The sequence below is a fragment of the Simonsiella muelleri ATCC 29453 genome (assembly GCF_002951835.1).
GTDB classification, from domain to species: domain Bacteria; phylum Pseudomonadota; class Gammaproteobacteria; order Burkholderiales; family Neisseriaceae; genus Simonsiella; species Simonsiella muelleri.
Genome location: NZ_CP019448.1, coordinates 1,094,479 through 1,119,570, shown reverse-complemented (window position 1 = coordinate 1,119,570; position 25,092 = coordinate 1,094,479). Strand labels below are relative to the sequence as shown.

General features: G+C 42.8%; 21 protein-coding genes and 1 pseudogene. 12 read left to right on the top strand and 10 right to left on the bottom strand.

What is annotated here, in order from left to right:
* The first annotated feature begins 134 nt into the window (after positions 1 to 134).
* Entirely contained in the window at positions 135 to 1,310 is a 1,176-nt protein-coding gene (locus tag BWP33_RS05405) for a DUF4349 domain-containing protein (RefSeq protein WP_002641998.1), read from the top strand.
* A gap of 125 nt (positions 1,311 to 1,435) precedes the next feature.
* Here BWP33_RS05405 and xseA read toward each other — a convergent pair whose 3' ends face one another.
* On the bottom strand, positions 1,436 to 2,653 hold the full coding sequence (xseA, locus tag BWP33_RS05400) for an exodeoxyribonuclease VII large subunit (RefSeq protein ID WP_002641999.1): 1,218 nt from the start codon (positions 2,651 to 2,653) through the stop codon (positions 1,436 to 1,438).
* A gap of 84 nt (positions 2,654 to 2,737) precedes the next feature.
* Here xseA and BWP33_RS05395 point away from each other — a divergent pair, with 84 nt between their 5' ends.
* Positions 2,738 to 4,192, top strand: coding sequence for a TrkH family potassium uptake protein (locus BWP33_RS05395; RefSeq protein ID WP_040629033.1), 1,455 nt, complete (start codon positions 2,738 to 2,740; stop codon positions 4,190 to 4,192).
* Between the two features lie 93 nt (positions 4,193 to 4,285).
* Here BWP33_RS05395 and BWP33_RS05390 read toward each other — a convergent pair whose 3' ends face one another.
* Positions 4,286 to 4,840, bottom strand: coding sequence for a CreA family protein (locus BWP33_RS05390; protein ID WP_002642001.1), 555 nt, complete (start codon positions 4,838 to 4,840; stop codon positions 4,286 to 4,288).
* 179 nt (positions 4,841 to 5,019) lie between these two features.
* Here BWP33_RS05390 and tsaB point away from each other — a divergent pair, with 179 nt between their 5' ends.
* The 5 genes and pseudogenes from tsaB to BWP33_RS12905 form a co-directional block, all read left to right on the top strand.
* Positions 5,020 to 5,706 (top strand): tRNA (adenosine(37)-N6)-threonylcarbamoyltransferase complex dimerization subunit type 1 TsaB, encoded by a 687-nt coding sequence (gene tsaB, locus BWP33_RS05385; RefSeq protein ID WP_002642002.1) that lies wholly within the window; start codon positions 5,020 to 5,022, stop codon positions 5,704 to 5,706.
* 3 nt (positions 5,707 to 5,709) lie between these two features.
* On the top strand, positions 5,710 to 6,054 hold the full coding sequence (locus BWP33_RS05380) for a YraN family protein (RefSeq protein ID WP_002642003.1): 345 nt from the start codon (positions 5,710 to 5,712) through the stop codon (positions 6,052 to 6,054).
* A 4-nt stretch (positions 6,055 to 6,058) separates the two neighbouring features.
* Positions 6,059 to 6,658, top strand: coding sequence for a phosphoheptose isomerase (locus tag BWP33_RS05375; RefSeq protein ID WP_002642004.1), 600 nt, complete (start codon positions 6,059 to 6,061; stop codon positions 6,656 to 6,658).
* Between the two features lie 30 nt (positions 6,659 to 6,688).
* The gene (gene grxB / locus BWP33_RS05370) at positions 6,689 to 7,336 is read left to right on the top strand and encodes a glutaredoxin 2 (RefSeq protein WP_002642005.1); all 648 of its coding nucleotides are present in this window, start codon (positions 6,689 to 6,691) and stop codon (positions 7,334 to 7,336) included.
* A gap of 166 nt (positions 7,337 to 7,502) precedes the next feature.
* A pseudogene (locus tag BWP33_RS12905) lies at positions 7,503 to 7,785 on the top strand (type 1 glutamine amidotransferase family protein); the annotation flags it as partial.
* Positions 7,786 to 7,790: 5 nt separating this feature from the next.
* Here BWP33_RS12905 and BWP33_RS05360 read toward each other — a convergent pair.
* Positions 7,791 to 8,699 carry a hypothetical protein gene (locus BWP33_RS05360; RefSeq protein WP_002642007.1) on the bottom strand — a complete coding sequence of 303 codons (909 nt, stop codon included), beginning with the start codon at positions 8,697 to 8,699 and terminating at the stop codon, positions 7,791 to 7,793.
* 95 nt (positions 8,700 to 8,794) lie between these two features.
* Positions 8,795 to 10,510 (bottom strand): proline--tRNA ligase, encoded by a 1,716-nt coding sequence (locus tag BWP33_RS05355; protein WP_002642008.1) that lies wholly within the window; start codon positions 10,508 to 10,510, stop codon positions 8,795 to 8,797.
* A 115-nt stretch (positions 10,511 to 10,625) separates the two neighbouring features.
* Between BWP33_RS05355 and BWP33_RS05350 the strand changes: the two genes are divergently transcribed.
* Both BWP33_RS05350 and BWP33_RS05345 read left to right on the top strand, forming a co-directional pair.
* Positions 10,626 to 11,432 carry a sulfite exporter TauE/SafE family protein gene (locus BWP33_RS05350; protein WP_002642009.1) on the top strand — a complete coding sequence of 269 codons (807 nt, stop codon included), beginning with the start codon at positions 10,626 to 10,628 and terminating at the stop codon, positions 11,430 to 11,432.
* Between the two features lie 99 nt (positions 11,433 to 11,531).
* The gene (locus BWP33_RS05345) at positions 11,532 to 11,996 is read left to right on the top strand and encodes an outer membrane lipoprotein (RefSeq protein WP_002642010.1); all 465 of its coding nucleotides are present in this window, start codon (positions 11,532 to 11,534) and stop codon (positions 11,994 to 11,996) included.
* An 85-nt stretch (positions 11,997 to 12,081) separates the two neighbouring features.
* Here the strand turns inward: BWP33_RS05345 and nirK are convergent, their stop codons facing one another.
* Entirely contained in the window at positions 12,082 to 13,593 is a 1,512-nt protein-coding gene (nirK, locus tag BWP33_RS05340; protein WP_002642011.1) for a copper-containing nitrite reductase, read from the bottom strand.
* A gap of 447 nt (positions 13,594 to 14,040) precedes the next feature.
* Between nirK and BWP33_RS05335 the strand changes: the two genes are divergently transcribed.
* Entirely contained in the window at positions 14,041 to 16,287 is a 2,247-nt protein-coding gene (locus tag BWP33_RS05335; protein ID WP_002642012.1) for a nitric-oxide reductase large subunit, read from the top strand.
* A 79-nt stretch (positions 16,288 to 16,366) separates the two neighbouring features.
* On the opposite strand, the gene BWP33_RS05330 is transcribed toward BWP33_RS05335, so the two are convergent.
* Together BWP33_RS05330 and gcvH are read right to left on the bottom strand one after the other, a co-directional pair.
* Positions 16,367 to 17,002 carry a TetR/AcrR family transcriptional regulator gene (locus BWP33_RS05330; RefSeq protein ID WP_040629034.1) on the bottom strand — a complete coding sequence of 212 codons (636 nt, stop codon included), beginning with the start codon at positions 17,000 to 17,002 and terminating at the stop codon, positions 16,367 to 16,369.
* A 54-nt stretch (positions 17,003 to 17,056) separates the two neighbouring features.
* Complete coding sequence (gcvH, locus tag BWP33_RS05325) at positions 17,057 to 17,443, bottom strand: glycine cleavage system protein GcvH (RefSeq protein ID WP_002642014.1); 387 nt, start codon at positions 17,441 to 17,443, stop codon at positions 17,057 to 17,059.
* Positions 17,444 to 17,556: 113 nt separating this feature from the next.
* Here gcvH and BWP33_RS05320 point away from each other — a divergent pair, with 113 nt between their 5' ends.
* Complete coding sequence (locus BWP33_RS05320; protein WP_002642015.1) at positions 17,557 to 17,898, top strand: hypothetical protein; 342 nt, start codon at positions 17,557 to 17,559, stop codon at positions 17,896 to 17,898.
* Positions 17,899 to 18,132: 234 nt separating this feature from the next.
* Here BWP33_RS05320 and BWP33_RS05315 read toward each other — a convergent pair whose 3' ends face one another.
* From BWP33_RS05315 to BWP33_RS05305, 3 genes are all read right to left on the bottom strand, one after another.
* Positions 18,133 to 18,858, bottom strand: a complete 726-nt coding sequence (locus BWP33_RS05315; protein ID WP_002642016.1) for an MIP/aquaporin family protein — start codon at positions 18,856 to 18,858, stop codon at positions 18,133 to 18,135.
* A gap of 269 nt (positions 18,859 to 19,127) precedes the next feature.
* Positions 19,128 to 20,615 carry a glycerol kinase GlpK gene (gene glpK / locus BWP33_RS05310; RefSeq protein ID WP_002642017.1) on the bottom strand — a complete coding sequence of 496 codons (1,488 nt, stop codon included), beginning with the start codon at positions 20,613 to 20,615 and terminating at the stop codon, positions 19,128 to 19,130.
* A gap of 175 nt (positions 20,616 to 20,790) precedes the next feature.
* Positions 20,791 to 22,347, bottom strand: coding sequence for a glycerol-3-phosphate dehydrogenase/oxidase (locus BWP33_RS05305; protein ID WP_002642018.1), 1,557 nt, complete (start codon positions 22,345 to 22,347; stop codon positions 20,791 to 20,793).
* Positions 22,348 to 22,629: 282 nt separating this feature from the next.
* On the opposite strand from BWP33_RS05305, the gene BWP33_RS05300 reads away from it, so the two are divergent.
* On the top strand, positions 22,630 to 25,008 hold the full coding sequence (locus tag BWP33_RS05300) for a bifunctional acetate--CoA ligase family protein/GNAT family N-acetyltransferase (RefSeq protein ID WP_002642019.1): 2,379 nt from the start codon (positions 22,630 to 22,632) through the stop codon (positions 25,006 to 25,008).
* Positions 25,009 to 25,092: the final 84 nt, after the last annotated feature.

Below are 25,092 nucleotides of genomic sequence, written 5' to 3'. Positions count from 1 at the left end.
TATACACTTTGATGAGCGTTTTTTGCCCCTACAGTACTTAATCTTGCAGCCATTTGTTATCTATCTCTTTTGGAGATTGTCGTGTACTGTCAGGCTGCCTGAAAACAAACTCACACCCATAACCGAAAATAAATATGCGCCATCATCTTATTTCTATTGCTATTTTATCTGTTTTGCTTGCTGCGTGTGGCGACACCACCAAACGTGAATTCAAAGCTGCGTCTAGCCCTGCTGCGCCCAAAGCAGCGTCAGCGGTTACCGTTCCAACAACACCCTCGATTGCCGCATCAGCCAGCGCAACGACCATCATCGCCACCGCATCGGGCATCGCTACATGGAGTGCGTCCGCGCCAGCTGCCAGTCAACCACCTGTCGCCGCATCCACACCCAACGGAGTTATCACATACGCTACGCCCAGCAATCGCGCCTTAATCATCACAGCAGATTTGACGTTCCGTACCAGTGATGTCCGTAAAACCACAGTTGAGATTGAACAATTGGTCGCGAAATACGATGGTTTTGTCGTATCCAATCAAACCAGAAGTAACATCATCAACCGCTATCAAACCGAACAACCTGATGGCATGTTACTGAATTTGGATTATTTTGCCAGTGAAACCGATTTGACTGTTCGTATTCCGAGTCAAAATACACAAGCATTTTTACACGCGTTACAACCGCATATCCAATTGTTAGAACAGCAGAATTTTATCGCGGAGAATGTTGCGGCTTCTTTGCAACGCCAATTATTAACCGCACAACGTGAACAGCAACGCGCACAAGATTTGCAAAAAATTCAAGGTGCTGCGCCACGCACTGCTGCGGTGGGCGACCGTCAACAAGCCATTGATGCACAATATCAAATCCGCGCTCAAGAAGATGAAGCAAAAGTTCAACAGACTCAATTGCAAGATAAAATTCAATACGCTACGATTAGTTTACATTTCAGGCAGCCTGAACAATTCAGCAAAGATGTTACGCCCAATCCCAATGCAGTCGCGGCACGTTATCAACTGCATTTTTGGCAAGGCGTGCAACAATCGTTGGCGAGCAGCTGGCGGACAATTTTATCTATCATTTTGTTTATTCTGAAAATTTGGTATATTTGGGCGGCGGTTGGCGTGGGTTATTGGGCTTGGCGCAGACACCAAAAAAATGCGTGGCTCAAACCACAAAATGCACCTACTGAATCAGCCAAATCCAACGAAGAAACCACCGAATATCCCGAATTTGAAGTACAAGAATGGATTGCCGAACAAGAAGATAATCTAGGCCGAAAAAAATCATTTAAATCAAATAAAATAAAATAATATGAATGATTGCAAATGCTGTCATTATGCTGCCTGAAAATACTCCAAATCTCAATAAACGTTATCATGATACCGAATATGGTTGTACGCAATATGATGATAACGTTTTATTTTTAATTTGAAAATCAATCAAATAATTCCCCATTTGGATTATTTTCTACGCGCACATCACGCGTACCATCAGCAAACACCAGTCGCAATTTTTGCCCTGTTTTCAGGCTGCCTGAAGATTGCACGACTTTGCCATGCGTGGTTTGCACCATCGCAAAACCACGTTGTAGCACATTTTGTGGCGCAACCGCATTCAGCAGTGCGCTGGCGTGTTGTAAACGCGTTTGCTGGATGGCAAAATGATGCGCCATATTTTGTGATAATGCTGCCTGAAAATTTTCAAGTTGTTGTTTTTGTATATTTAATTTTTCTCTTGGGTGGCGAATTTGTTTGGCAAGAAAATCCAATTGTTGACTGGCATTTTGGTAATGTTGAGTGATGCTGCGTTGTAATTTTTCGTATAATTGATTGATATGTTTGATGATTTCTTCTTGATTTGGGCTGACCAATTCGGCGGCGGCGGTTGGTGTGGGAGCGCGGACATCGGCGACAAAATCGGCTAATGTGAAATCGGTTTCATGCCCCACGCCGCTTACGGTTGGCAATTGGCTCGCGGCAATGGTTCGCGCCACAATTTCTTCGTTAAACGCCCATAAATCTTCCATGCTGCCACCGCCACGGCAAATTAATAACACATCAACTTCATTTCTTTTATTTGCTAATTCAATAGCTTGAGCTATTTTTTTCTCGCTGCCTGCACCCTGAACAGGCGTGGGGTAGACAATTATCGGAATGTGTGGCGCACGGCGGCGTAACGTAGATGCCACATCACGTAATGCCGCCGCCGCTAAACTGGTTACAATCCCAATGGCGCGTGGTTTTTCAGGCAGCCTTTTTTTATGGCTGCTGTCAAACAAGCCTTCGTTTTGTAAAGTGTTTTTTAATTTTTCGTAGCGTACATACAAATCACCCAAGCCTAATGTTCGCATATCATTCACGGTAATTTGGTATTCGCCACGTGCTTCGTAAATGCTTATTTTTCCTGTTAATTCAATGTGATCACCGTCTTTGAGTGGTATCGCTAAACGTGTGGCGGTTTGGCGGAATAGAGCGCATCGTACTTGGGCGTGTGCGTCTTTGAGTGCAAAATAATAGTGCCCACTGGCGGCGCGGGTTAAATTGGAAATTTCGCCACTAATCCACAAGCCATCTAGTTGATTTTCTAATAATTGTCGTGCAATGCTGTTCAGTTCGGATACACTTAACGCAGCAGGGGCAAATAAATCATTCATTATGCTTTCCTAAAAAACAAGAATGTTGATTATCGCATAAGCGCGTGGCACAATTTCGGGCTGCCTGAAACTTTTATGAAAATTATGTATAAATTATTACCCATTATTCATATGTTGTCTAAACTCAGCTTATTGTTTTCATTGCTGACTTTTGTACCGACTACCATTTCACACTTATTTGGTGATCATGCTTTTATGGCATTTGCAGAAACGACTTTTATCACGGTGCTGGTGTCATTGGTGGTTTGGTTGGCGACTTATCAATATCAACGTGAATTACGTCCGCGTGATGGTTTCACGTTGGTGGTGTTGTTGTGGTTGGAATTTGCGATGGTGGCGGCGATGCCAATGTATTTGTATTTTGGTGAGATTTCGTTTACTGATGCGTTTTTTGAAGCCATGAGTGGTTTAACCACAACGGGTGCGACTGTGATTACGGGGTTGGATAATATTGCGCCGTCTATTAATTTGTGGCGACATATGTTGAATTGGTTGGGGGGAATGGGGATTATTGTGTTGGCGGTGGCGGTGTTGCCGATGCTGGGCGTGGGGGGGACGCAACTGCTGAAAGCCGAAATTCCAGGCATTGACAAAGATGCCAAAGTTGCGCCACGTGTTTCACAAGTCGCTAAACGATTATGGGGATTTTATTTGGGTTGTACGGTATTGATTGGTTTGTTGTTGCATTGGGCGGGTATGGATTGGTTTGATGCGATGTGTCATGCGATGTCTACATTTGCATTGGGTGGATTTTCCACGCACGATAATAGCGTTGCTTATTTTCAATCGCCATTGATTGAGGGTTTGATTATGTTGGCAACTTTGGCGGGGGGCATTAATTTTGCCAATCATTTTGCGGTGTTACGTCAAAAAAGCTTGCGCTCGTATTGGCATGATGAAGAATGCAGAATCATGTTATTATTGCTTTCAGGCAGCATTGTGGTGTGCAGTTTGTATTTGTATGATAAGGGATTTTATTCTTTATTCGATGCGTTTCGCTATGTGAGTTTTAATTTTGTGTCGGTGGGATTGGCGAGTGGATTTGCCAATACAGATTTTGCAACTTGGCCTTTGATTGTATCGTTGTGGATGTTTTTTTTGGCGAATGTGTTGGCGAACACAGGTTCAATGGGAGGAGGGGTAAAATTGGCGAGGGCATTGGCGTTGTGGAAATTTTCTTTGCGTGAAATCACGCTGCTGCTGCACCCCGATGCTGTCCGCACGGTTAAAGTAAACGGCAGAACGCTACCTGAACGCACCACAATGGCGATTATGGCATTTATTTTTGTGTATTTTATGACGGTAGTGGTGTTTACGTTTGCGTTGATGATAACGGGTTTGGATTTTTTGACTGCTCTCACGGGAGTGATTGCGTGTATTACCAATGCGGGGCCAGGTTTAGGGAGTATTGGCCCGAGCCAAAATTACGCGGCATTGAGTGATATACAAAAATGGATTTGTACAATTATTATGTTGTTAGGGCGATTAGAAATTTTTACGGTGTTGATGTTGTTGACGCCTAATTATTGGAAGAAATAGAAATGCGCGTCCAACAAGCATGAAACGACCCTCATTTTTCAGGCTGCCTGAATTGTCCATCATGGTCAATTAAGCAGCCTGAAAGATTGTGGGTTACTGTGAAATTTGACACGTGCCAACGGTTTGACTGGCTGGAGTGGTGGCAGGTACGGACGCACTGGCAACAGCGACATTAGAGCGATTTGCCACATTGCCTAAACAAGACCACGCGCTAACCGAATTTTTCGGCGAACCTTGTACAATTTTATCGCTGTATACCATGTAAGCGAATGCTTTACGTTTGGCATCGTAGTAGCGCATGATTTGCAGGCTTTTGAAAGCGAAACTGGCATCGCGTTTGAACACTTTACGCGGTTTGGTGACAACGCTTTCGTGAAATTCAACCATTGGGGCGGTTTGCACACACGACACAGAGGCATCGGAGGCATCTTCTTCTAAATTAACCGTTTCTTTCAAGCCACCTTTTTTTGCGTAAGACAAAAAGCACGATAAACCTTTGACATCGGGGTCATCAAAGGCTTCCACTTCAATGCGGTCATTTTTGCCTAACATATTGAATACAGTGGATGCTTCACCGATTTTGTCGGCTTTATTGCCACAAGCGGCAAGTAAAAAAGCAGTGGCAATCAAGCATAATTGGGTTTTCATAATCAATTTTCCTTTGTTAAAAAAATGTATTTTACCTGATTTTCAAGAGATTAGGTTTTTCCGAAAAAAAGACTACCTCACTGCGCTACGGTACAACGATTTTAGACACCACAAAGGCTTCAGCCTGAAAAAATCAGCGTGTTATAATCCACATTATTTTTTGATTATTCAGACAAATCATGCAACCTGATTTTACACGCCCCATTTTATCTATTGATACTTCAACGACTTTTTTATCACTTGCCTTATTTTCAGGCAGCCTGAAAGCCGAATTTCACGCCGAAGTTGGGCATCAACAATCTCAACAAATTTTGCCACAAATTCTTAATTTAATGAATAAAATAGGCTGCAACAGCATGGATTTGGGCGCGATTGTGTATGCCAAAGGTGCGGGTGCATTCACGGGTTTACGCATTGGTGTGGGCGTGGCGCAAGGTTTGGCGACACCGTTTGATACGCCATTGATTGGCGTACCTTGTTTGGATGCGGTGGCGTATCAAGAGCCTGATTGTGAATGCGTTTTGGCGGCAACCGATGCGCGAATGGGTGAAGTATTTTATGCGTGGTTTGATACGAAAAATCACATTAAATTAAGTAATTACTGTGTAGGTAAAGCCAGTGAAATCAGGCTGCCTGAACATATTTTGGCGACAAATGTACGCGGTGTTGGTAATGCGTTTGCGTTAGCTGATGCGCCTGCGTTTTCAGGCAGCCTGAAAATGCCTACAGCAGCCGATTATTGGGCGTTGGCGCAAACGGGGCGTTATCCAGCCACTGCGCCCGAAGCCGCCGAATTATTGTATGTCCGCAATAAAATCGCCCTAACCGCCGCCGAACAAGCCGCACGAAAAAATCAGGCAGCCTGAAATATGAAACTCAACCACCCCTCAGGTCAAGCCGCCGAACAACGCGCTTTGCAATTTCTCCAGCAACAAGGTGGCGAACTTATCGTGCAAAATTGGCATTGTCGTTATGGTGAAATTGATTTGATTATGCAATTTGGTGCAACCATTGTATTTGTAGAAGTTAAATTCCGCAAAACTGGCGCATTTGGTGGTGCAGCGTACAGCATCACGCCCAGTAAATTGGTAAAATTACAAAAAACTATTGAATGCTATTTGCAAACTTATTCCATTCACGCGCCGTGTCGTTTAGATGCTGTGTTGCTGCAAGGCGATGCCGCTCCTCAATGGATTCAAAACATCACAGGATAATCCCATGAACCCCTTACAAGAACGTATTCACGCTCATTTTGAAGAAAGCATTAAAGTCAAACAGTTAGCGCAACAAGTGTTGCCTGATGCCACTGCCGAAGCCGCGTTGTTGTTATTTAACGCACTCGCCAATGATGGCAAAATTTTAATTTGTGGCAATGGCGGTTCTGCCGCAGATGCGCAACATTTTGCCGCCGAAATGACAGGGCGTTTTGAACGCGAACGCATGGAATTAGCTGCCATCGCCCTAACCACCGACACATCTGCACTCACAGCCATTGGCAATGACTACGGCTTTGAGCATGTTTTTAGCAAACAAGTCCGCGCCTTAGGACGTTCGGGTGATGTGTTGGTTGGCATTTCCACTTCGGGCAATTCCGCTAATGTGATTGAAGCCATCAAAGCCGCTCATGAACGCGACATGAATGTCATTGCATTCACGGGACGCGATGGAGGCAAAATCGCAGCGATGTTGCGCGATGGAGATGTATTGCTGAACGTACCGTATCCGCGTACAGCACGCATTCAGGAAGTGCATATTGTGCTGGTTCACGCATTGTGCGATGCGATTGATGCAATGTTAATGGATGGTTTATCCGCTTAATTTTTCAGGCTGCCTGAAAGGAAATTAACTATGAAATTATACATTTACGACCATTGCCCATTTTGTGTACGCGCCCGCATGATTTTTGGATTACGCGAAATGGCAACCGAAGAAATCACATTATTAAACGATGATGAAATCACACCCATTAACATGATTGGCGTAAAGCAAGTACCGATTTTACAAAAATCCGATGGTAAATACATGGGGGAGAGTTTAGATATTGTCAGTTATATCAATGAATTGTCTGGTTATTCGCCATTAGAATCCGTTCGTTCTGAAATTCAAAACTGGTTTGAGCAAGTGAACGTATTTTACAACCGTTTGGTTATGCCACGCAGTGTGCAATTGGGTTTGGCGGAATTTGCCAAACCGTCTTCGGTGGTTTATTTTATTGAACATAAAAAGAAATTGATTGGTGATTTTGAAGAGAATTTTCACAAAACCAATGAATACATCACGCAAATGCAGCAATATTTTGTTGAATTAGACGCGTTGATGGTGTCGAAAGAATGGCTTAATGGTAAAGAATTGAGTTTGGAAGATATTATTATTTTCCCAATTTTACGGAATCTGACGATGGTAAGCGGTTTGAATTTTCCAGAAAAATTGTTGAATTACACCCACAAAATGGCAAAAAAATCGCTTGTTAATTTGTATTTTGACTGTGCCATTTAATTAGTTGCGGTCAAAGTTATGATGCTGAAACAAGAAACCGCCCTATTCTCTATATTTAGAACCTGTGTTCGTAAGATTGACAAATTGATTTTATTGATAATTTTTGCGAATACAAGAAAGTGGCTATCAAGATTATGAACACAGGTTCTTAAAATTTACCGCATTAAACGCATTGCGCAACAAGCCATTTTTCGGTATTTACGTGGATGCACAGTTGCTGTTTAATCACAGCGAAGAGACAGCACCACTGGATTGGGCTGATTTTCAGGCAGCATGAAACGTTTCTCCGCAAAACACACTGATTCACAAGGAAATTTACTCACAAAATACCACACATAGGCTGGAATACCGTTCATCAAACGCAAAACCACCCTCTTTTTACCAACATCGCGCAAACTGAAAAAAGTCATCAATATAGATTGATTTTATTGAGAAATTTTATAAATTAGCAAATTTAAAATTGTTTACCATCAAAAGATTTTAACCGTTTCCAAAACGCAAAACGCGCTTGACTGGAAACAGTTAATGTATTTTTTTCACACACAATTCGCACATTTTTTAAGCTGCCTGAACATAAATCTGCCCAAACTGGCGCAAAAAATTGCGCATCCCATTGTGCCAACGTGTCGGCATACGTCCACGCATTACCAACATTCACAAATTTCTCACTGAAAATAACCGTTTCATTTAAATCAATTTTGTGATTTTCACACGCCAGTCGCCATCCCTGAAAATCATCGGGCAACGGCTGAATATTCAGGCTGCTGTGGCTCGTCCACGCACTGTCGGTAGCAACGGCTGCACTGGCATGATACGCTTTGTCGGCTGGCGCATTCCAAAACCATAATGCATTGATGGAACAAGGTTTTCGGTTTTGATTGATGGGGTGGCTGTGGAGCCACATTTGCGCTTCGGTGGACAGTTGCAACCAATCATTTGGGGCGTTGTCTGGATTCAAAATTTGATGCAAGTTAAAAATATTTTCAATTTTCCAATCAATAAGTTGTGATAATTTAATTTGCCACAAATCAGGACGAATTGGCGTAAATTGCGCGTCTCCGCCATAAAATTGATTCAGTCCAGCACACAAAATTTGCGCTTCATTGGGCGTGATGTCAAGGCTGCTGCCATGTTGCACAACAATATTATTCATGCCAACTTGCTGGCTAAGTGGGCTGGCATAGGCGCAATATTCAGGCAGCGTGAGTTGGTTACACAAATAAGTTTGATACAAATCCGCCGTACTGTACAAGGCAGCCTGAACACGCGCAAACCGCAAAATTTGATTGAATGCTGGCGTGTGAATTTTGGGCAAACGCTCGTCAGGGTCGCGCAAAAAATGAGGAAGAATAATATTAAGCATTTGAATTATAAAAATATTTATACTTTAATCAACTTTAAAAAGTTTCAGGCAGCCTGAAAGATTGTTGATGGAAGACTTTCAGGCTGCCTGAAAAATTATTTGGCTAATACATTTTTGATTTTGCCAACAATCTCATTTACCGCGATACTTTGAGATTCACCCACTTTGCGCTCGGCGTATTCCACGTTGCCCTCTTTCAACGCTCTATCGCCAATCACAATGCGGTGCGGAATGCCCAACAATTCGCTGTCAGCAAGCAACACGCCTGCGCGTTCATCACGGTCATCCAATAATACGTCAACTCCTTGCGCCAGCAATTCAGCGTGAATTTTATCAGCTGCCGCTTTGACATCTGCCGATTTTTTGTAATTCATTGGCACAATCACCACGGTAAATGGTGCCATCGCATCAGTCCAAATAATGCCTTTTTCATCATTGTTTTGCTCAATCGCTGCCGCCACCACGCGCGTTACGCCAATACCATAGCAACCCATTTCCATGATTTGCGATTTGCCATTGTTGTCCAAGAAAGTCGCATTCATCGCTTCAGAATATTTGGTACGCAATTGGAAAACGTGCCCGACTTCAATACCGCGTGCCAGTTTCAGGCTGCCTGAACCGCAAGGGCTGGGGTCGCCTGCCACCACATTACGTAAATCCACAAATTCAGGTTCAGCCGCATCGCGCCCGAAGTTGAAACCTGTGTAGTGGTAATCATCTTGATTTGCGCCAATCACCCAATCTGCACCTTTTTCGGTGGCAAAATCCGCATACACTTTGCCTTTAAAGCCAACTGGTCCAAGCGAGCCGCCATTTGCACCAAATTGTGCCAAAATGGATTCCGCGCTTGCCATTGTCAAAGGCGATTTCACGTCTGCCAATTTTTCGGCTTTGATGTCGTTAAATTCGTGGTCGCCACGCAATAACAGCAACACGATTTCGCCGTCTTCTTTGCCTTCTACGACAATAGATTTCAACGTGGTTTCAACGGGAATATTTAAAAATTGGACAAGTTGTTCAATTGTTTTTGTATTAGGTGTATGGATTTTTTCCAATGATTTTTGCGCGGCAGCGCGGCTGCCTGAAAGCGGCAACGTTTGTGCCAATTCCACATTTGCTGCGTAATCAGAGCTGTCGCTGTACGCAATCACGTCTTCGCCACTGTCCGCCAACACTTGAAATTCATGCGAACCTGTGCCCCCAATGCTGCCTGTATCCGCCGCCACAGGACGGAAATTCAAGCCCAATCGGTTAAAAATACGACAATAAGCATCGTACATCGGCTGATAACCATCGCGCACCAACGACTCAAAATCTGCGTGGAATGAATACGCATCTTTCATCACAAATTCACGCGCACGCATCACGCCAAATCGTGGGCGGCGTTCATCACGAAATTTTGTATTAATATGATAGAAATTTTTAGGTAATTGCTTGTATGAGTTGATTTCTTTGCGAACAATGTCCGTAATCATCTCTTCGCAAGTTGGGCTGAAACAAAATTCGTTGTCATGGCGGTCGGTAATGCGCAACAATTCATCGCCGTAAAATTGCCACCGTCCCGATTCTTTCCATAAATCGGCAGATTGAATGACAGGCATCAACAATTCCACACAGCCTACACGGTTCATTTCTTCGCGGACAATGTTTTCCACTTTACGCAACACGCGCAAACCCATCGGCATCCAAGTGTACAAACCCGACGCATTGGCTTTAATCAAACCTGCACGCAACATCAGTTTGTGGCTAGCAAGCGTGGCTTCGGCGGGAGCTTCTTTGAGTGTAGAGATAAAAAATTGACTGGCTTTCATTTGAATCAACTTATTGAAAATTTTAAAATCGCGATTGTAGCAGTTTTCAGGCAGCCTGAAACGCACTAAATCAATATATAATGCGTTTGATACCTTGACAGTAGGAAAACAAACCATGTGGACAACTGAAATAATGATTGCGCTGATTTTATCGGGTGCATTGGCAGGATTTTTAGCAGGATTATTGGGGGTAGGCGGTGGAACGATTATCGTGCCAATTGTGCTGTGGTTGCTGCACAAACAAGGTGTGGTCAGCGAATACACACAACACATCGCATTAGGGACTTCATTTGCCATCATGATTTTTACCACTTTATCTAGCGCATGGGCACAACATCGCAAAAAATCCATTAATTGGCAAATTGTCAAATACTTATCGCCTGCGGTAATTATTGGAGGTTTACTGGGTTCTGCTTTGTCAAAATATTTGCCTGCTTTATTTTTGAAGATTTTTTTCGTGATTTTTTTGTATTTGATTGCGATACAAATGTTACTCAAACTCAAACCCAAACCCACACGCCAACTGCCCCAACCTGCTGGTTTATTTGGTATTGGCAATGTTATTGGCGTGTTGTCTAGCTGGGTGGGAATTGGCGGTGGTTCGTTGTCTGTGCCATTTATGACGTATTGCAACGTTCCGATTCATTTGGCAACAGGCACATCGGCAGCGTTGGCATGGACGATTTCTGTTGCTGGATTAATGGGTTATGTATATTCGGGTTGGCACATTCAGGGGCTGCCTGAACATACACTGGGATTTGTGTATTTACCTGTGGTCGTGGCGTTGTCGGTGTGTACGGTTATTTTTGCGCCATTAGGTGTGAAGGTGTCTCATCAACTGTCGCCTGACAAATTGAAAATGGCAATGGGTATTTTACTATTCTTAATTGCAACACAAATGGTATGGAAAATGCTGGCGTAAGTTAAGAACCTGTGTTCATCATCTAGATAAACCAGCTTGATGAGTTTCGGGCTGCTATGTTACAAATTGACTTTTCCAACCACTTGAAAGATTAACATCATGAAAAAAAACATTATTTTAACGACATTAATGGCAGCTTTGGCGGTAACAGGTTGTGCAAACAAATCCATTTACAGTGGCAACGTTTACACCAGCAGCCAAGCCAAAGAAACACGCGCAATCAGCTATGGCACAATTGTATCTGTGCGCGAAGTCCAAATTCAAGCACCCAGTTCAGGCGTGATTGGCACAACCGCTGGTGGCGCATTGGGGGGCATTGCAGGTTCTAGCATGGGCGGCGGACGCGGTAGCGATTTATTGGGCGTATTGGTTGGCACGGTGGGCGCAATTGTCGGCAATCAAATTGAACAAGGCATGAGTAAAGTTGCTTCATTAGAAATGGTCATTCGCAAAGACGATGGTGCTGAAATTGTCGTGGTACAAAAAAAAGAAGCAGGCTTGACGGTTGGTAAACGTGTGCGCTTGGTGGGCAGCGCGTCTGATGTGAATGTGTCGCCGTTATAATCAATAAATCAATGAAATAAAACTTTCAGGCAGCCTGAAAATGCATTAATACATTTTCAAGCTGCCTATTTTTATTGCCTAACTATTATTTGGATTTACGATACTCACTGACATCGGCAGGGGTAACTTCGCCACCTTTGTTACCAAAATTATTCAACACATAAGTCAAAATATTCGCAACATATTCATCGGGCAAAGTAGCCAAAGCTGGCATCACGCTGTTGTATTTTTTGCCATTTACAGTGATTTCACCACTCAAACCGCGTGTTACCGCATGGATACCACGTTTAGGATCAGCATTCAAATAATCCGAATTTGCCAATGGAGGGAACGCACCTTCCACGCCTTTACCTTCTGCGCCATGACAAGCCAAGCAGTTATTTTTATAACCAATTTCGCCCAAACGAATACGGTCTTCTTTGTTTTTCGCGGTTGGTGAACCTTCGGCAGCTTTAGCAGTTTCGCTGGCACTCATTGGGGTTTCTTGGATTGCGCCGCCCTCAACTTGATATACGCCTTCGGTAATTTTACCAGAATAAATATTTTTATTTTCAGCACCTTCGGCTTTAATTTGTCCCAATGCACCTTTATTGAACGTACGGAAAATAGAGTGGTCTACCAAATTATATGTTCCAGGTACATCAATTTTGAAATCAATCATCGCCGCACCACCAGCAGGAACCAAAGTGGTTTGAACATTTTGATTGACTAAGCTACCTGCTTCCACATGAACATTATCAAAAATTTCACCAATCACATGGAATGAAGACACCAAGTTCGGACCGCCATTGCCCACAAATAAACGCACAGTTTCGCCTACTTTTGCTTTCAAAGCGTTGTCGCCAGCGATAGAACCGACTTTACCATTGAATACCACGTATTCAGGCTGCTCTTTAATGGCTTTTTCCATATCAAATGTTTGCAAACCGCGTTCGCCATACTTGCCTTTGGTGTAGAAATCACCTTGAACCACATAGTATTCGCGATCCACTTTTGGTAAACCTTCTTTGGGTTCAACCAAAATCAAACCATACATACCGTTGGCAATGTGCATACCCACAGGCGCAGTGGCACAATGGTAAATATACAAACCTGGCTGTAATGCTTTAAAACTAAAATTAGAAACGTGTCCTGGTGCGGTAAACGACGCTTCAGCACCGCCGCCAGGACCTGTGGCGGCGTGGAAGTCAATATTATGTGGTACAGTAGAATCGGTGCGGTTAGCAAACTCCACGTCCACAATATCGCCCTCGCGTACACGAATCATTTGTCCAGGAACTTGACCACCGAATGTCCAAAATTTGTACTCAACGCCATCAGACAATTGCATCACTTTTTCTTGTACTTCAATTTTTACTTTCACGCGAGCGGCGTGGTCGCGGTTCACTGGTGGTGGTGCTTCGGGCGCGTGTGTCATCACCGCATCAATCACGGGTAAATCTGCCACAGCCGTTTCGGTTTCGGCTGCTTTTTTGTTGTCGTTGGTTGGTGCTGTGGTTTTATCCTGTGTTGCGGATTGATTGGCGGGAGCCTGTGGTGCGCAGGCTGCCACAGCGAAAGTGGTGGCAATCAGCATCGCTAGCGTACGAAGTTTCATGGTTGTTCCTTCCTGATTTTATAAAATAAGTCAAAATAATTAGTGTAAAAATACAAAATAAAGGCAGCCTGAAAAGATTTTTAGTACTTATTTATATTGCTGCGTTGTGTGTATTATGTGTTAAGATTCATTAACAGATATTGACATAAATCAAATAACTTTCAATAAAGATTCATTTTTTATGAGTTTATAAAATTTTGATGCAAATCAATACACAACAAAATGATTTAAAATATAATTTATCACATAAGATGATTAGAATCATTCCATAATATGGCACGCATTATTTTCAGGCAGCCTGAAAAATAGAATGTTCATTTCGTCGCAAAATGTGCTACAATCCTTAACATTCATCAATGATGAATAATTCTAAATTTTAACAGCAATAAACTAACCGACAATCAAATATGGTTTTATTATTTTTGATTGTTTTTCAGGAGCATAACCATGGGACAGTATAAAAAGCTATGGTACACATTATTCGGTGTACTGGCGGTAACGTTCTGTTTACTTGGGTATCTTGGTAAAGAAGTGTATCGCCAAGCCCCACCGTTTCCAGAAAAATACGTTTCCGCATCTGGGCAAACGCTGATTACCAAAGACGATATTTTGAAAGGTCAATCTGCATGGCAAAGCACAGGTGGTATGGAATTGGGTTCAGTTTTGGGGCATGGTTCGTATCAAGCCCCTGATTGGACTGCCGATTTCTTGCACCGTGAATTGGTTATGTGGTTGGATTTAACCGCACAAAAAGATTATGGCAAAAAATTTGATGACTTGTCTTTTGACCAAAAAGCCATCGTCCAAGCACGTTTGAAACAAGAATATCGTGAGCAAAGTGCAATGGACTCATCAGGCACAGTTAAATTGTCTGATACACGCGCCAAAGCGATTGAAGAAGTTTCTAAATATTACATTGATTTATATGGCGATAATCCAGCGTATAACAAAACTCGCGATAATTTCGCCATGAAAACCAACACCCTGCCAGACCTTGAATCGCGTAAACATTTAACGCAATTCTTTTTCTGGACAGCTTGGACAGCATCGGCTAACCGTCCAAATAGCGTGGCAACTTACACCAACAACTGGCCGCACGAGCCTTTGATTGACAATAAACCCACAACCGAAAACTATGTTTGGTCATTTGCATCTGTAGTGTTCTTGTTGATGGGGGTGGGCTTATTGGTGTGGGGTTACCACTTCTTGCGTAAACATGAACCTGCGCCCAAAATTCCCGATGTGGATCCATTGTCTAAAGTGTCCTTGACACCCTCACAAAAAGCCCTGTGGAAATATGCAGCCTTAACCGTGATTTTGTTTATTGTACAAATTCTGCTCGGTGGTTTGGTAGCGCACTATACGATTGAGGGGCAGCATTTTTACGGCATTCCATTGTCCGACCTTTTACCGTATTCATTGGCGCGTACTTGGCACTTGCAATCTGCTTTATTTTGGATTGCAACTGGTTTCCTGACGGCTGGTTTGTTCATTGCCCCCATTATTAACGGTGGTAAAGACCCCAAATATCAAGCCTTAGGCGTGAATGCATTGTATGTGGCTTTATTTATCGTGGTAGCGGGTTCTTATGCAGGTAACTTTACGTCTATCGTGTTGAACAAACTTTCAGGCAGCGCAAACTTTTGGTTTGGTCATCAAGGCTATGAATATTTAGACTTAGGTCGTTTCTGGCAATTGTTGCTAACAGTTGGTTTCTTGTTGTGGTTATTCTTGATGTTGCGCTGCGCTGTGCCAGCATTCAAACAAGGTGGCGACAAAAACCTATTGGCGATTTTCGTGGCATCTATCGTGGGTGTGGGCGCATTCTATGCACCAGGCTTATTCTACGGCGAACACACCACTTTGGCGGTGATGGAATACTGGCGTTGGTGGGTGGTTCACCTGTGGGTTGAGGGCTTCTTTGAAGTATTTGCGACTGCGGCATTGGCATTTGTGTTCTACAACTTGGGTTTGGTAAGCTACAAATCAGCAACAACTGCATCTTTGATTGCAGGCAGCCTGTTCTTGGTAGGCGGTGTACCAGGTACATTCCACCACTTGTACTTCACAGGCACAACAACACCTGTGATGGCAACTGGCGCATCATTCTCGGCATTAGAAGTGGTACCATTGATTTTATTGGGTCATGAAGCGTATGAACATTGGTCTTACCAACACGCTGCACCTTGGATGAAACGTTTGCGTTGGCCTTTGATGTGTTTCACGGCAGTTGCATTTTGGAACATGATTGGTGCGGGTGTATTTGGTTTCTTGATTAATCCGCCGATTCAATTGTTCTACTTGCAAGGTTTGAATACAACTGCGGTACACGCACACGGTGCATTATTTGGTGTGTATGGTTTCTTGGCATTGGGTTTTGTCCTGATGGTGGGTTGCTACATCAAACCCAATTTCACTTACGACAGCAAATACATGACACGCGGTTTTTGGTTAATGAATGCGGGTTTATGCGGTATGATTTTGTCTAGTTTGTTGCCAATTGGCATATTCCAAGCGATTGCCAGCGTAACACATGGTTTGTGGTATGCGCGTAGTGAAGCGTTTATCCAACAAGACTATTTGGAATTATTCCGTTGGATTCGTACCATTTCGGACGTAACATTTATTGCTGGTGCGGTATTATTTGCGATTCAAGTGATTAAAATGTCTTTGAGCAAAGACAAAGCAGCTTAATGATTTAATTGCATAAAAATAAAAGCAGCCTGAAAACATGAAAAGAGTTTTCAGGCTGCTTGCAAATCAAGAATGTCAATTACAAAGTAACCAACTTATCAAATTCTTCTTGGTACTGTGGGCGCAAATAAGGGCGCAACAAACTCAAAGAACGGTACACGCCACGTTTTTTAGCATCTTCAGTCATTTTGGCTTTTGGCTGCATGGAGCTATCAAAATCAAACCAGTATTTGGTTACCAACCACATATTAGTTGCCAAATCTTGTTTACCGCGCTCGTCAATCTCCACTACGCCTAACTCATTCAACTTAGACAACAATTTAACCGACAATGGCGCAATTTTATCGCGTGTAAATTCGTTATGTTCGCCCAATAATTCCACGCTGCGATTCAATAAACTGTTCACATCGCTGAATAAAAAACGATAATTCCACATCACATCATACAAACCTGCCATATAATTAACCATTTGCGGGACGCTTTCAGGCAGCTTGTTTTGTGAAAAATAAGCTAATAATTCATTACCATATCGTTTGAATAATTGCACAATAATTTCATCTTTATTGGCAAAATGATAATACAAATTACCAGGACTAATGCCCATGTGATTGGCAATATGATTGGTGCTGATATTACGTTCACCTTGTTCGTTAAATAATTGCAAACTGGTTTCAATAATTCGCATAGCAGTATTGGTACGTGAAGGCTTAGCCATAGTCGGTTTTGAATCAGTCATGGTATTTACTCCAAATTTTATCATTGGTAAATTTTAGACAGTAATGATTTTTTGATAATCATTGAAATTCAATAATTGATTAACATCAGCTGCGTTATTGGGACAAATCTGAAACAGCCAGCCTTCATCATACGGATGGGTATTAATCAATTCTGGCGATAATGCTAATTTTTCATTCACTTGCACAATATTGCCCGACACAGGTGCAAACACATCAGATGCAGATTTAACCGATTCCAATAAACCAATGGCTTCATCAGCCACCACCGCCGTATCCACAAGCGGCAATTGCACAAACACCACATCATTCAATGCATTTTGCGCAAAATCCGTAACGCCCACCGTAAAAGTGCCATTACCATTATCGCGTACCCAAACATGTTCTGCGGTGTAGCGCAAATTCTCTGGGTGATTACTCATAAATTTTCCTATACAATTTAATTATTTATTTTATAAACATACTTTTCAGGCAGCCTGAAATTTTTTTTCGCGTAAAATCACTTTATTTTAACCGTTTTCCCCATGATTTCACAATGAAAGCCGAACATTTAGCCCATTGGCAACCCGATGCCACCACCGAACAATTAAACGAATTTATCCAACAAAACAGTACGCTACTCACATTATTAGAAGAAGCGTGGGCGAAATTCGCTGCCACGCTGCCTGAAAAAACACCTGTTTCTCAATCCAATTACGGCGAAAATGTGGACTGGGATACACTGGAACATTTTCCCATTTCACATGAAGAAATGATTGAATTTTTGAACCATTTTGAAAAAGAACGCCATCACAATGACCGCCCATTCGGCGACAATATCCACGTTAATGAATACAATTGGACAATTCAATCCGATGATGATTCAGACCAAAATTAATCACAAAAACATGAGTATCATTAAAAATTAATTGATACGCATTATCAATGAACTTTTCTATACAATCTTTTTAAATTAGCACTTTATTGCGATAAATTGTAGCTTAATGCAATATTATAACATAATATTTGAATTTTTATTGCTGATTTTGATGTATCTTCGTTTAAAGTAAAAACAGGACGAGGAGCGGACAACACAACCGTATTTGCTGCCTGAAAATATTTCCGATACAAATTAATAAATAAATGAAACCAATACCGCCAATACCCCACCCACAAAAGGTCCAACCACAGGAATCCACGCGTATTGCCAGTCGGGATTGAGTTGTGGTTGCACCAATCGCATCACCAAACGTGGCGATAAATCACGCGCTGGATTAATCGCATAACCCGTTGTACTGCCTAATGATAAACCAATCACCCACACCAAAATCGCCACGTTCAAACCGCCCAATGTCCCCAAACCAATTGGTGCAATTTCTCCTGCAATATTTGCGCTGCCATCGGCAAAATGTAAAATTGTGTACATCAAAACAAACGTGCCAATGATTTCACTCATCAAATTGCTGCTGGTGCGACGAATCGCGGGCGAAGTGCAAAAACAAGCTTGTTTTGCACCGTTGTCTTCAGTCATGGCAAAATGGTCACGGAACATCAACCACACCAAAAATGCCCCAAACGCCGCGCCCAAAAATTCACCTGCAAAATAAATTGGTAATAACCCCCAACTAATCCCTCCTTTAACCGCCAACGCCAATGTAACCGCAGGATTCAAGTGTGCGCCACTCACAGGCGCAGCCACCGTTACCCCAACAAATACCGCAAACGCCCACGCTGTCGTAATCACCATCCAACCCGAACCACTGGCTTTTGTGCCTTTCAATACACAGCTTGCCACCACACCATTACCCAACAACATCAGCAACGCTGTCCCGATGAATTCTGCTAAAAAAATGTTCATCTTGATTACTCCTTAATTAAAAAATATTATCGGTGAAATTATTGATTTGGTTTTCAGGCTGCCTGAAAAAACATTTTCTTCCATAGTCGTTTAAAATAAAAATAGAACAAGGCGACCGCCGTATACGTCCAGTAATGAAGCGAACCATGCAGTCGTATTTTTAATTTTAAAAGACTATTATTTGAAAAACGTGGCGTATCGCCGCCACACCCACTCTAACTTTAATCCACATGAGTTGGCGATATTTTCAGGCAGCCTGAAAAAAATGCTTATTCTTCAATCCAATATTGTGCAGCACGTACAGCTTTATGCCAATAATGCAGCATTTGTTTGACTTTTTCGGGGTCTTTTTGTGGCTGAAATACTTTGTCAATTTGCCATTGCGCCTTAATATCATCAATGCTGTTCCAGTAGCCAGTCGCCAAACCTGCCAAATATGCCGCACCTAACGCTGTGGTCTCAATGATTTGCGGACGCACAATATCAAATGCAAATAAATCTGCTTGCGTTTGCATTAAATAATCACTTTGACACGCGCCCCCGTCAACACGTAATTGCACGGTTTCTTGTCCTGCATCGGCTTCCATGGCTTTGACAATGTCATAAACTTGGAATGCAATGCCTTCCAACGTGGCACGTGCCATATGTCCATCGGTTGTGCCACGCGTGATGCCAAAAAATGCCCCACGCGCATACTGATCCCAATAAGGCGCACCCAAACCCGTCAGCGCAGGCACAAAATATACGCCGCCGTTGTCTTCCACAGTTGCCGCCAATGTATTCACATCAGCCGCAGTCCGAATAATCCGCGCACCATCGCGCAACCATTGTACCGCTGCCCCACCGACAAATACGCCACCTTCTAAAGCGTAAGTGGTTTTGCCATTGATTTCCCATGCAATGGTTGTTAAAAGGTTATTTTTAGAGTCAATGGCTTTTTCGCCTGTGTTCATCAACAAAAAACAACCTGTACCGTAAGTGTTTTTCAGCATCCCCGTTTCGGTACACAATTGTCCGAATAAAGCGGCTTGCTGATCGCCAGCGATACCCGCAATCGGAATGGCACATTCGGTAAAACGTGTTTCGGTTTTACCATACACTTCGCTAGAACTTTTGACTTCAGGCAGCATACTGCGTGGCACGTCAAATAATGCCAATAATTCATCGTCCCAATCTTTGGTGTGGATATTGTAGAGCATGGTTCGGCTGGCGTTGCTGGGGTCGGTAACATGGACTTTACCGCGAGTCAAATTCCACACCAACCAAGAATCCACTGTTCCGAAAGCCAATTTGCCTTGTTCGGCTTTGGAACGTGCGCCGTCCACGTTGTCCAAAATCCATTTGACTTTGGTAGCGGAAAAATATGCGTCCAAAATCAAGCCAGTTTTAGCGCGAATCCATTCGCTTTTTTCGGCACGAATTTCATCGCAATATTTGGCAGTGCGGCGGTCTTGCCAGACGATGGCATTGTAAATGGGTTCGCCTGTGGTTTTGTCCCACACGATGGTGGTTTCACGTTGATTAGTGATACCGATGGCGTGAATATTAGCGGCATCTAAACGAGATTTAGCCAAAACCTCTGTTAAAACAGAAACTTGAGAAGCCCAAATTTCTTTGGCATCATGTTCCACCCAGCCCAATTTGGGGAAATATTGAGTAAATGGATTTTGTGCCACCGACACAATTTCACCTTGTTGATTGAAAATAATTGCACGCGAAGAAGTTGTGCCTTGATCAAGTGCCATCATGTATTTCATGTTTTTCTCCAAATATTTTTTCAAATTTAAAGGCATGGCGTATCGCCGCCATACCCACTCTTGTGCGCTCCATATTGGTTGGCAAGATTTTTATTTTCAGGCAGCCTGAAGATTCTCTTCCTCATTGCCCTACAAGCAGAAAAAGAAAACCAACCTACTGAAATTTTAACGTTATTTATTTTAAAATATATTGCTGACACAGCAATTGAAATGATTGAATCTGTTCATTTATCCAATCGCGTGAGAAACCGCCCTGCTGCGCCATAAATTCGGCAACATCGGGCGAACAATCACGCGCTGCCCGCGCATCTAAAAACAACAAACGAATACGTCTTGCCAACACATCTTCCAGTGTTTGTGCCATTTCGTGTTGCATCGCCCAAGCCACTTGTGCAAATGTATATTCATAATTTTCATGAATTTTTTTGGCAAAATCTGCATTTTCATTCTGCCAAGTTTGAATGGCAATTGCATCGCTACCATAATATTTCAGACTGCCTGAAATCGGATCTTTGGTATTACCATGAATTGACAAATTCTCTGTAACACACGGTTTTTCAATCAATAATCCATGTTTAATGGCAGTATTGACGGTGTCTTCTGCCATTTGTCGGTAAGTCGTCCATTTGCCACCAAAAATATGCACCAACTGGCTTTCCCCAACTTCCACTTGATGACTGCGTGAAACCGATTTGGTATTTTGATTTGCCTGTTTGGGCGCAGCCAGTGGACGTAAACCAACAAAAATACTTTTCACATCAGCGCGAGTCGGTTTTTTCACAAAATATTCCGCAACCGTATTCAGAATAAAATCAATTTCTTCGTCCAACGCTTTAGGTTCATAAGTCACATTTTTCACAAGTGTATCGGTTGTCCCCACCACAACCTTACCTAACCATGGCACCGCAAATAACACACGCCCATCAGACGTTTTAGGCACCATCAACGCATCTTCGCCCGATAAAAATTCACGGTCAAACACCAAATGAATACCTTGACTGGGAATAATGTGCGCATCGGCTTGCGGTGTATCCATGTGAATAATGTCATTGGCAAAAACACCAGTCGCATTGACAACACAAGACGCTTGCAAATCATACATTTCACCCGACAAAACATCTTCGCAGCACACGCCTGAAATTTTACCTTGCGCATTTTTCTGCAATTGCGTAACACGCACATAATTCAGCACACATGCACCCTGCTCTATTGCGGTTTGCGCCAAATTAATCGCCAAACGCGCATCATCAAATTGCCCATCGTAATAACATACACCATAGCGCAATTTTTCAGGCTGCATTTCTTTCAGACGCGTACGCACTTCATTTTGATGTAAATATTTTGTTTTACCAATACTCAAATGCCCCGCCAAAAAATCGTATATCGTCAAACCAATGGTGTAATACATCGCCTGCCACCAATTTTTTTCTGCAATCACAAAGGCTTGCTTTTGCGATAAATGCGCGGCATTTTTCAACAAACGTCCTCGTTCGCGTAAAGCTTCTTTCACCAAAGCAATATCGCCTTGCGCCAAATAACGTACGCCACCATGCAGCAATTTTGTGCTACGACTGGACGTGCCTTTGGCAAAATCATGCGCCTCCAGCAACAAAGTCCGATACCCACGACTGGCGCAATCCACCGCTACCCCCAAACCCGATGCACCACCACCGATGATAATCACATCCCAAGTAGATTGATTTTTAATTTGATTTAATTGAATATTTCTCATTTTGTAACAGCTTTCTTGTTTCTGTTTGTAGTGATGCTATCATAAAAATTTTGGCGATAAAATGATTTTTTAAGCGTATTTAAACATAGACATACACTAATATAATGATTTATTAAAATTTTATTTTCAGGCTGCCTGAAAGGTCGGGTTATGTTTTAATTACATTTGATTACATCATTTTAAGGCAAAAACCTTTGCCCAATCCCAAATTAGAAAAGTTTTAGACTATCTAAAAATGCAGTACAATCAAATCATAATAATTCTATTTTGAGAGAATGATTCATGCACCCACTTCACTCATTTTTTTATCCACAAGTGATTGCCGTGATTGGCGCATCTGACCGCTATGGCAGCGCAGGACGCACCGTGTTTGGGCAACTGCTGGCGAATTTGACCGCATCACGCATCGTCCCCGTGAACGTGAACCATAAAACCATCGGTGGCATGAAAACCTACGCCAATTTGACCGAAATGGCACAAGAAATCATCGCCGATATCGTCATTGTGATTTTATCCGCCGATAAAATCGCTAGTATTGTCCGCGAAGCCAATAAATTAAATATAAAAAATATTATTATAATTAATGATTTAGAACAACCAACACCCACCATTCGCAACAAATTAGAACGCGCCGCCGACATCGCACAAAAAGCCCAAATGCGTTTACTTACCGTACCTACTTTTGGTGTGATGAATTTGTTTTTACAGCAAAATTCGACTTGCGCTTACATCGGGCAATCGGTCAGCATCGGCGATTGTTTGCAGCACTATGCCAAAGGTCGTGGCGTACAATTTAGTCGCTTCATCACACTGAATCCACAAAAAAATGATACCATCAGCACAGGACAAATCATTGATTTTGTGGCATCTGAATCCAAAAACAAAGCCATTTTGGTGCAAATCAATACTCTGGACAACACTCGTGAACTCATCAGCGCACTTACCGCCGCCGCACGTCATCACACTGTTTTCGTGTTGAACACGCTGCCTGAAAGCAATGCAGAAAATTTATTGAATCAAGCACTTGAACGAAATCATATTTTCTGTGTATCCACATTCACTGAATTTTTAACCGCCGCCAAATTATTCCATACCCACGTCAGCGCACAAGGCAGACGCATTGGCATCGTCAGCAACACACCGCAAATCAGCGCATTAACACTAAAATCACTACCACAAATGGGCTTAATTTTGGCACAACCCAACACCGCCACCCAACGTGGTTTGGTCAAATTTTTGCCCAATAAAGCCGCCGTTACCAATCCGCTTTATTTGCCCACCGACACCGTTCCTAGCTTGTTTCAGGCTGCCTGCGAAGCTTTTTTGCAAGACGAACAAATTGACGCAGTTTGTCTAATTTACGTTGGCACAAACATCTCCGACAGTCATTGTGTCGCACAAATTGTCGGGCAATTACAAACACGTTACCCACGAAAACCCCTATTACTCACATGGTTAGGTAGTGCAGATAATCCCGAAATTCAAGCATTATTCAATCAAAATAAAAATCTGCATTTCAGGCAGCCTGAAAATGCGTTGGACGCATTGGTGCAACTCAATCGCTACCGTGAGCATCGCCACACGCACCAACAAAATAATCCATTTTATGATTATCGTGCAGCCACTCAAGCAGCAACGTTATGGCACGAACAATTGGCATCGCCCATCACAGACAACGCAAACAAACCCAATCCATCACAATTTTTCAATGTGTTAGACGACGCATTAGACGGATTGCAAAAGCATTTGCGCCCTTTACTACCCGTATCCAAATCCATGATGACGCAAGTTTTTGACGCACTCAAATTACAACCCACCAAAAAATCTACCGATACAGAATGCGTGATGACTTGGGCGCATCAGCCGTTGTTTGGGCAACTCATCACGCTGACCGCCCACGATAAAACCGTTTCACTGTTGCCACCGCTCACGCCCTTAATATTAAATAATGCATTGAATCAATTGGATTTACCCCATTTGATTTGGCAAGACTGGTTCTTAGATGCAGCCGAAGTGTTGTTCAGGCTGCCTGAAATCACACAACTGCAAGTTGCATTGCACCACGATGTGAAAAAAGGTATTTGTGGCAATGACTTGAAAATTCAAATTTTGCACGACACTCATTGGCAAAATGAAAACGTGTTTACACCCTATCCTTTTGAATATGAAGAAATTCTAACACTAAAAAACGGCACAACCGCCACCATTCGCCCCATTCGCCCCGAAGACGCAACACTCATCACACAACACGTTGCGCAATTGAGTGAACGCAGTCGGCAAATGCGTTTTGCCAGCCAATCGGCGCAGTTGTCACCCAATTTATTGGTACGATTGAGTCAGCCTGATTATCAGCGCGAATTTGCTTTGTTGGTACATGATGAGGCATTGCGTCCATTAGCAATGGCGAATTACACGGCAGACGCAGACAGGCAAAGTTGTGAATTTGGCATCAGCCTGATTGATGAAATGCAAGGACAAGGTTTAGGGGCAATTTTGATGACTCGTCTCATCACGCGTGCGCGACAGCAAGGTTTTGTGGCAATGCGTGCAGAAATCTTATCGGAAAATTACCCCATGCAAAAATTAGCGTTAAAAATGGGCTTTACGCTCGCCAAACACGAAAACGATAGCACAATGATTGCCGCCAATTTAATTTTGTAGAAAAAAATAAGGGCAGATATGAAATCTGCCCTTCTTGTACATGATGCGATGCTATCGCTTTTGTAAAGGCTTCAGCCTGAAAAT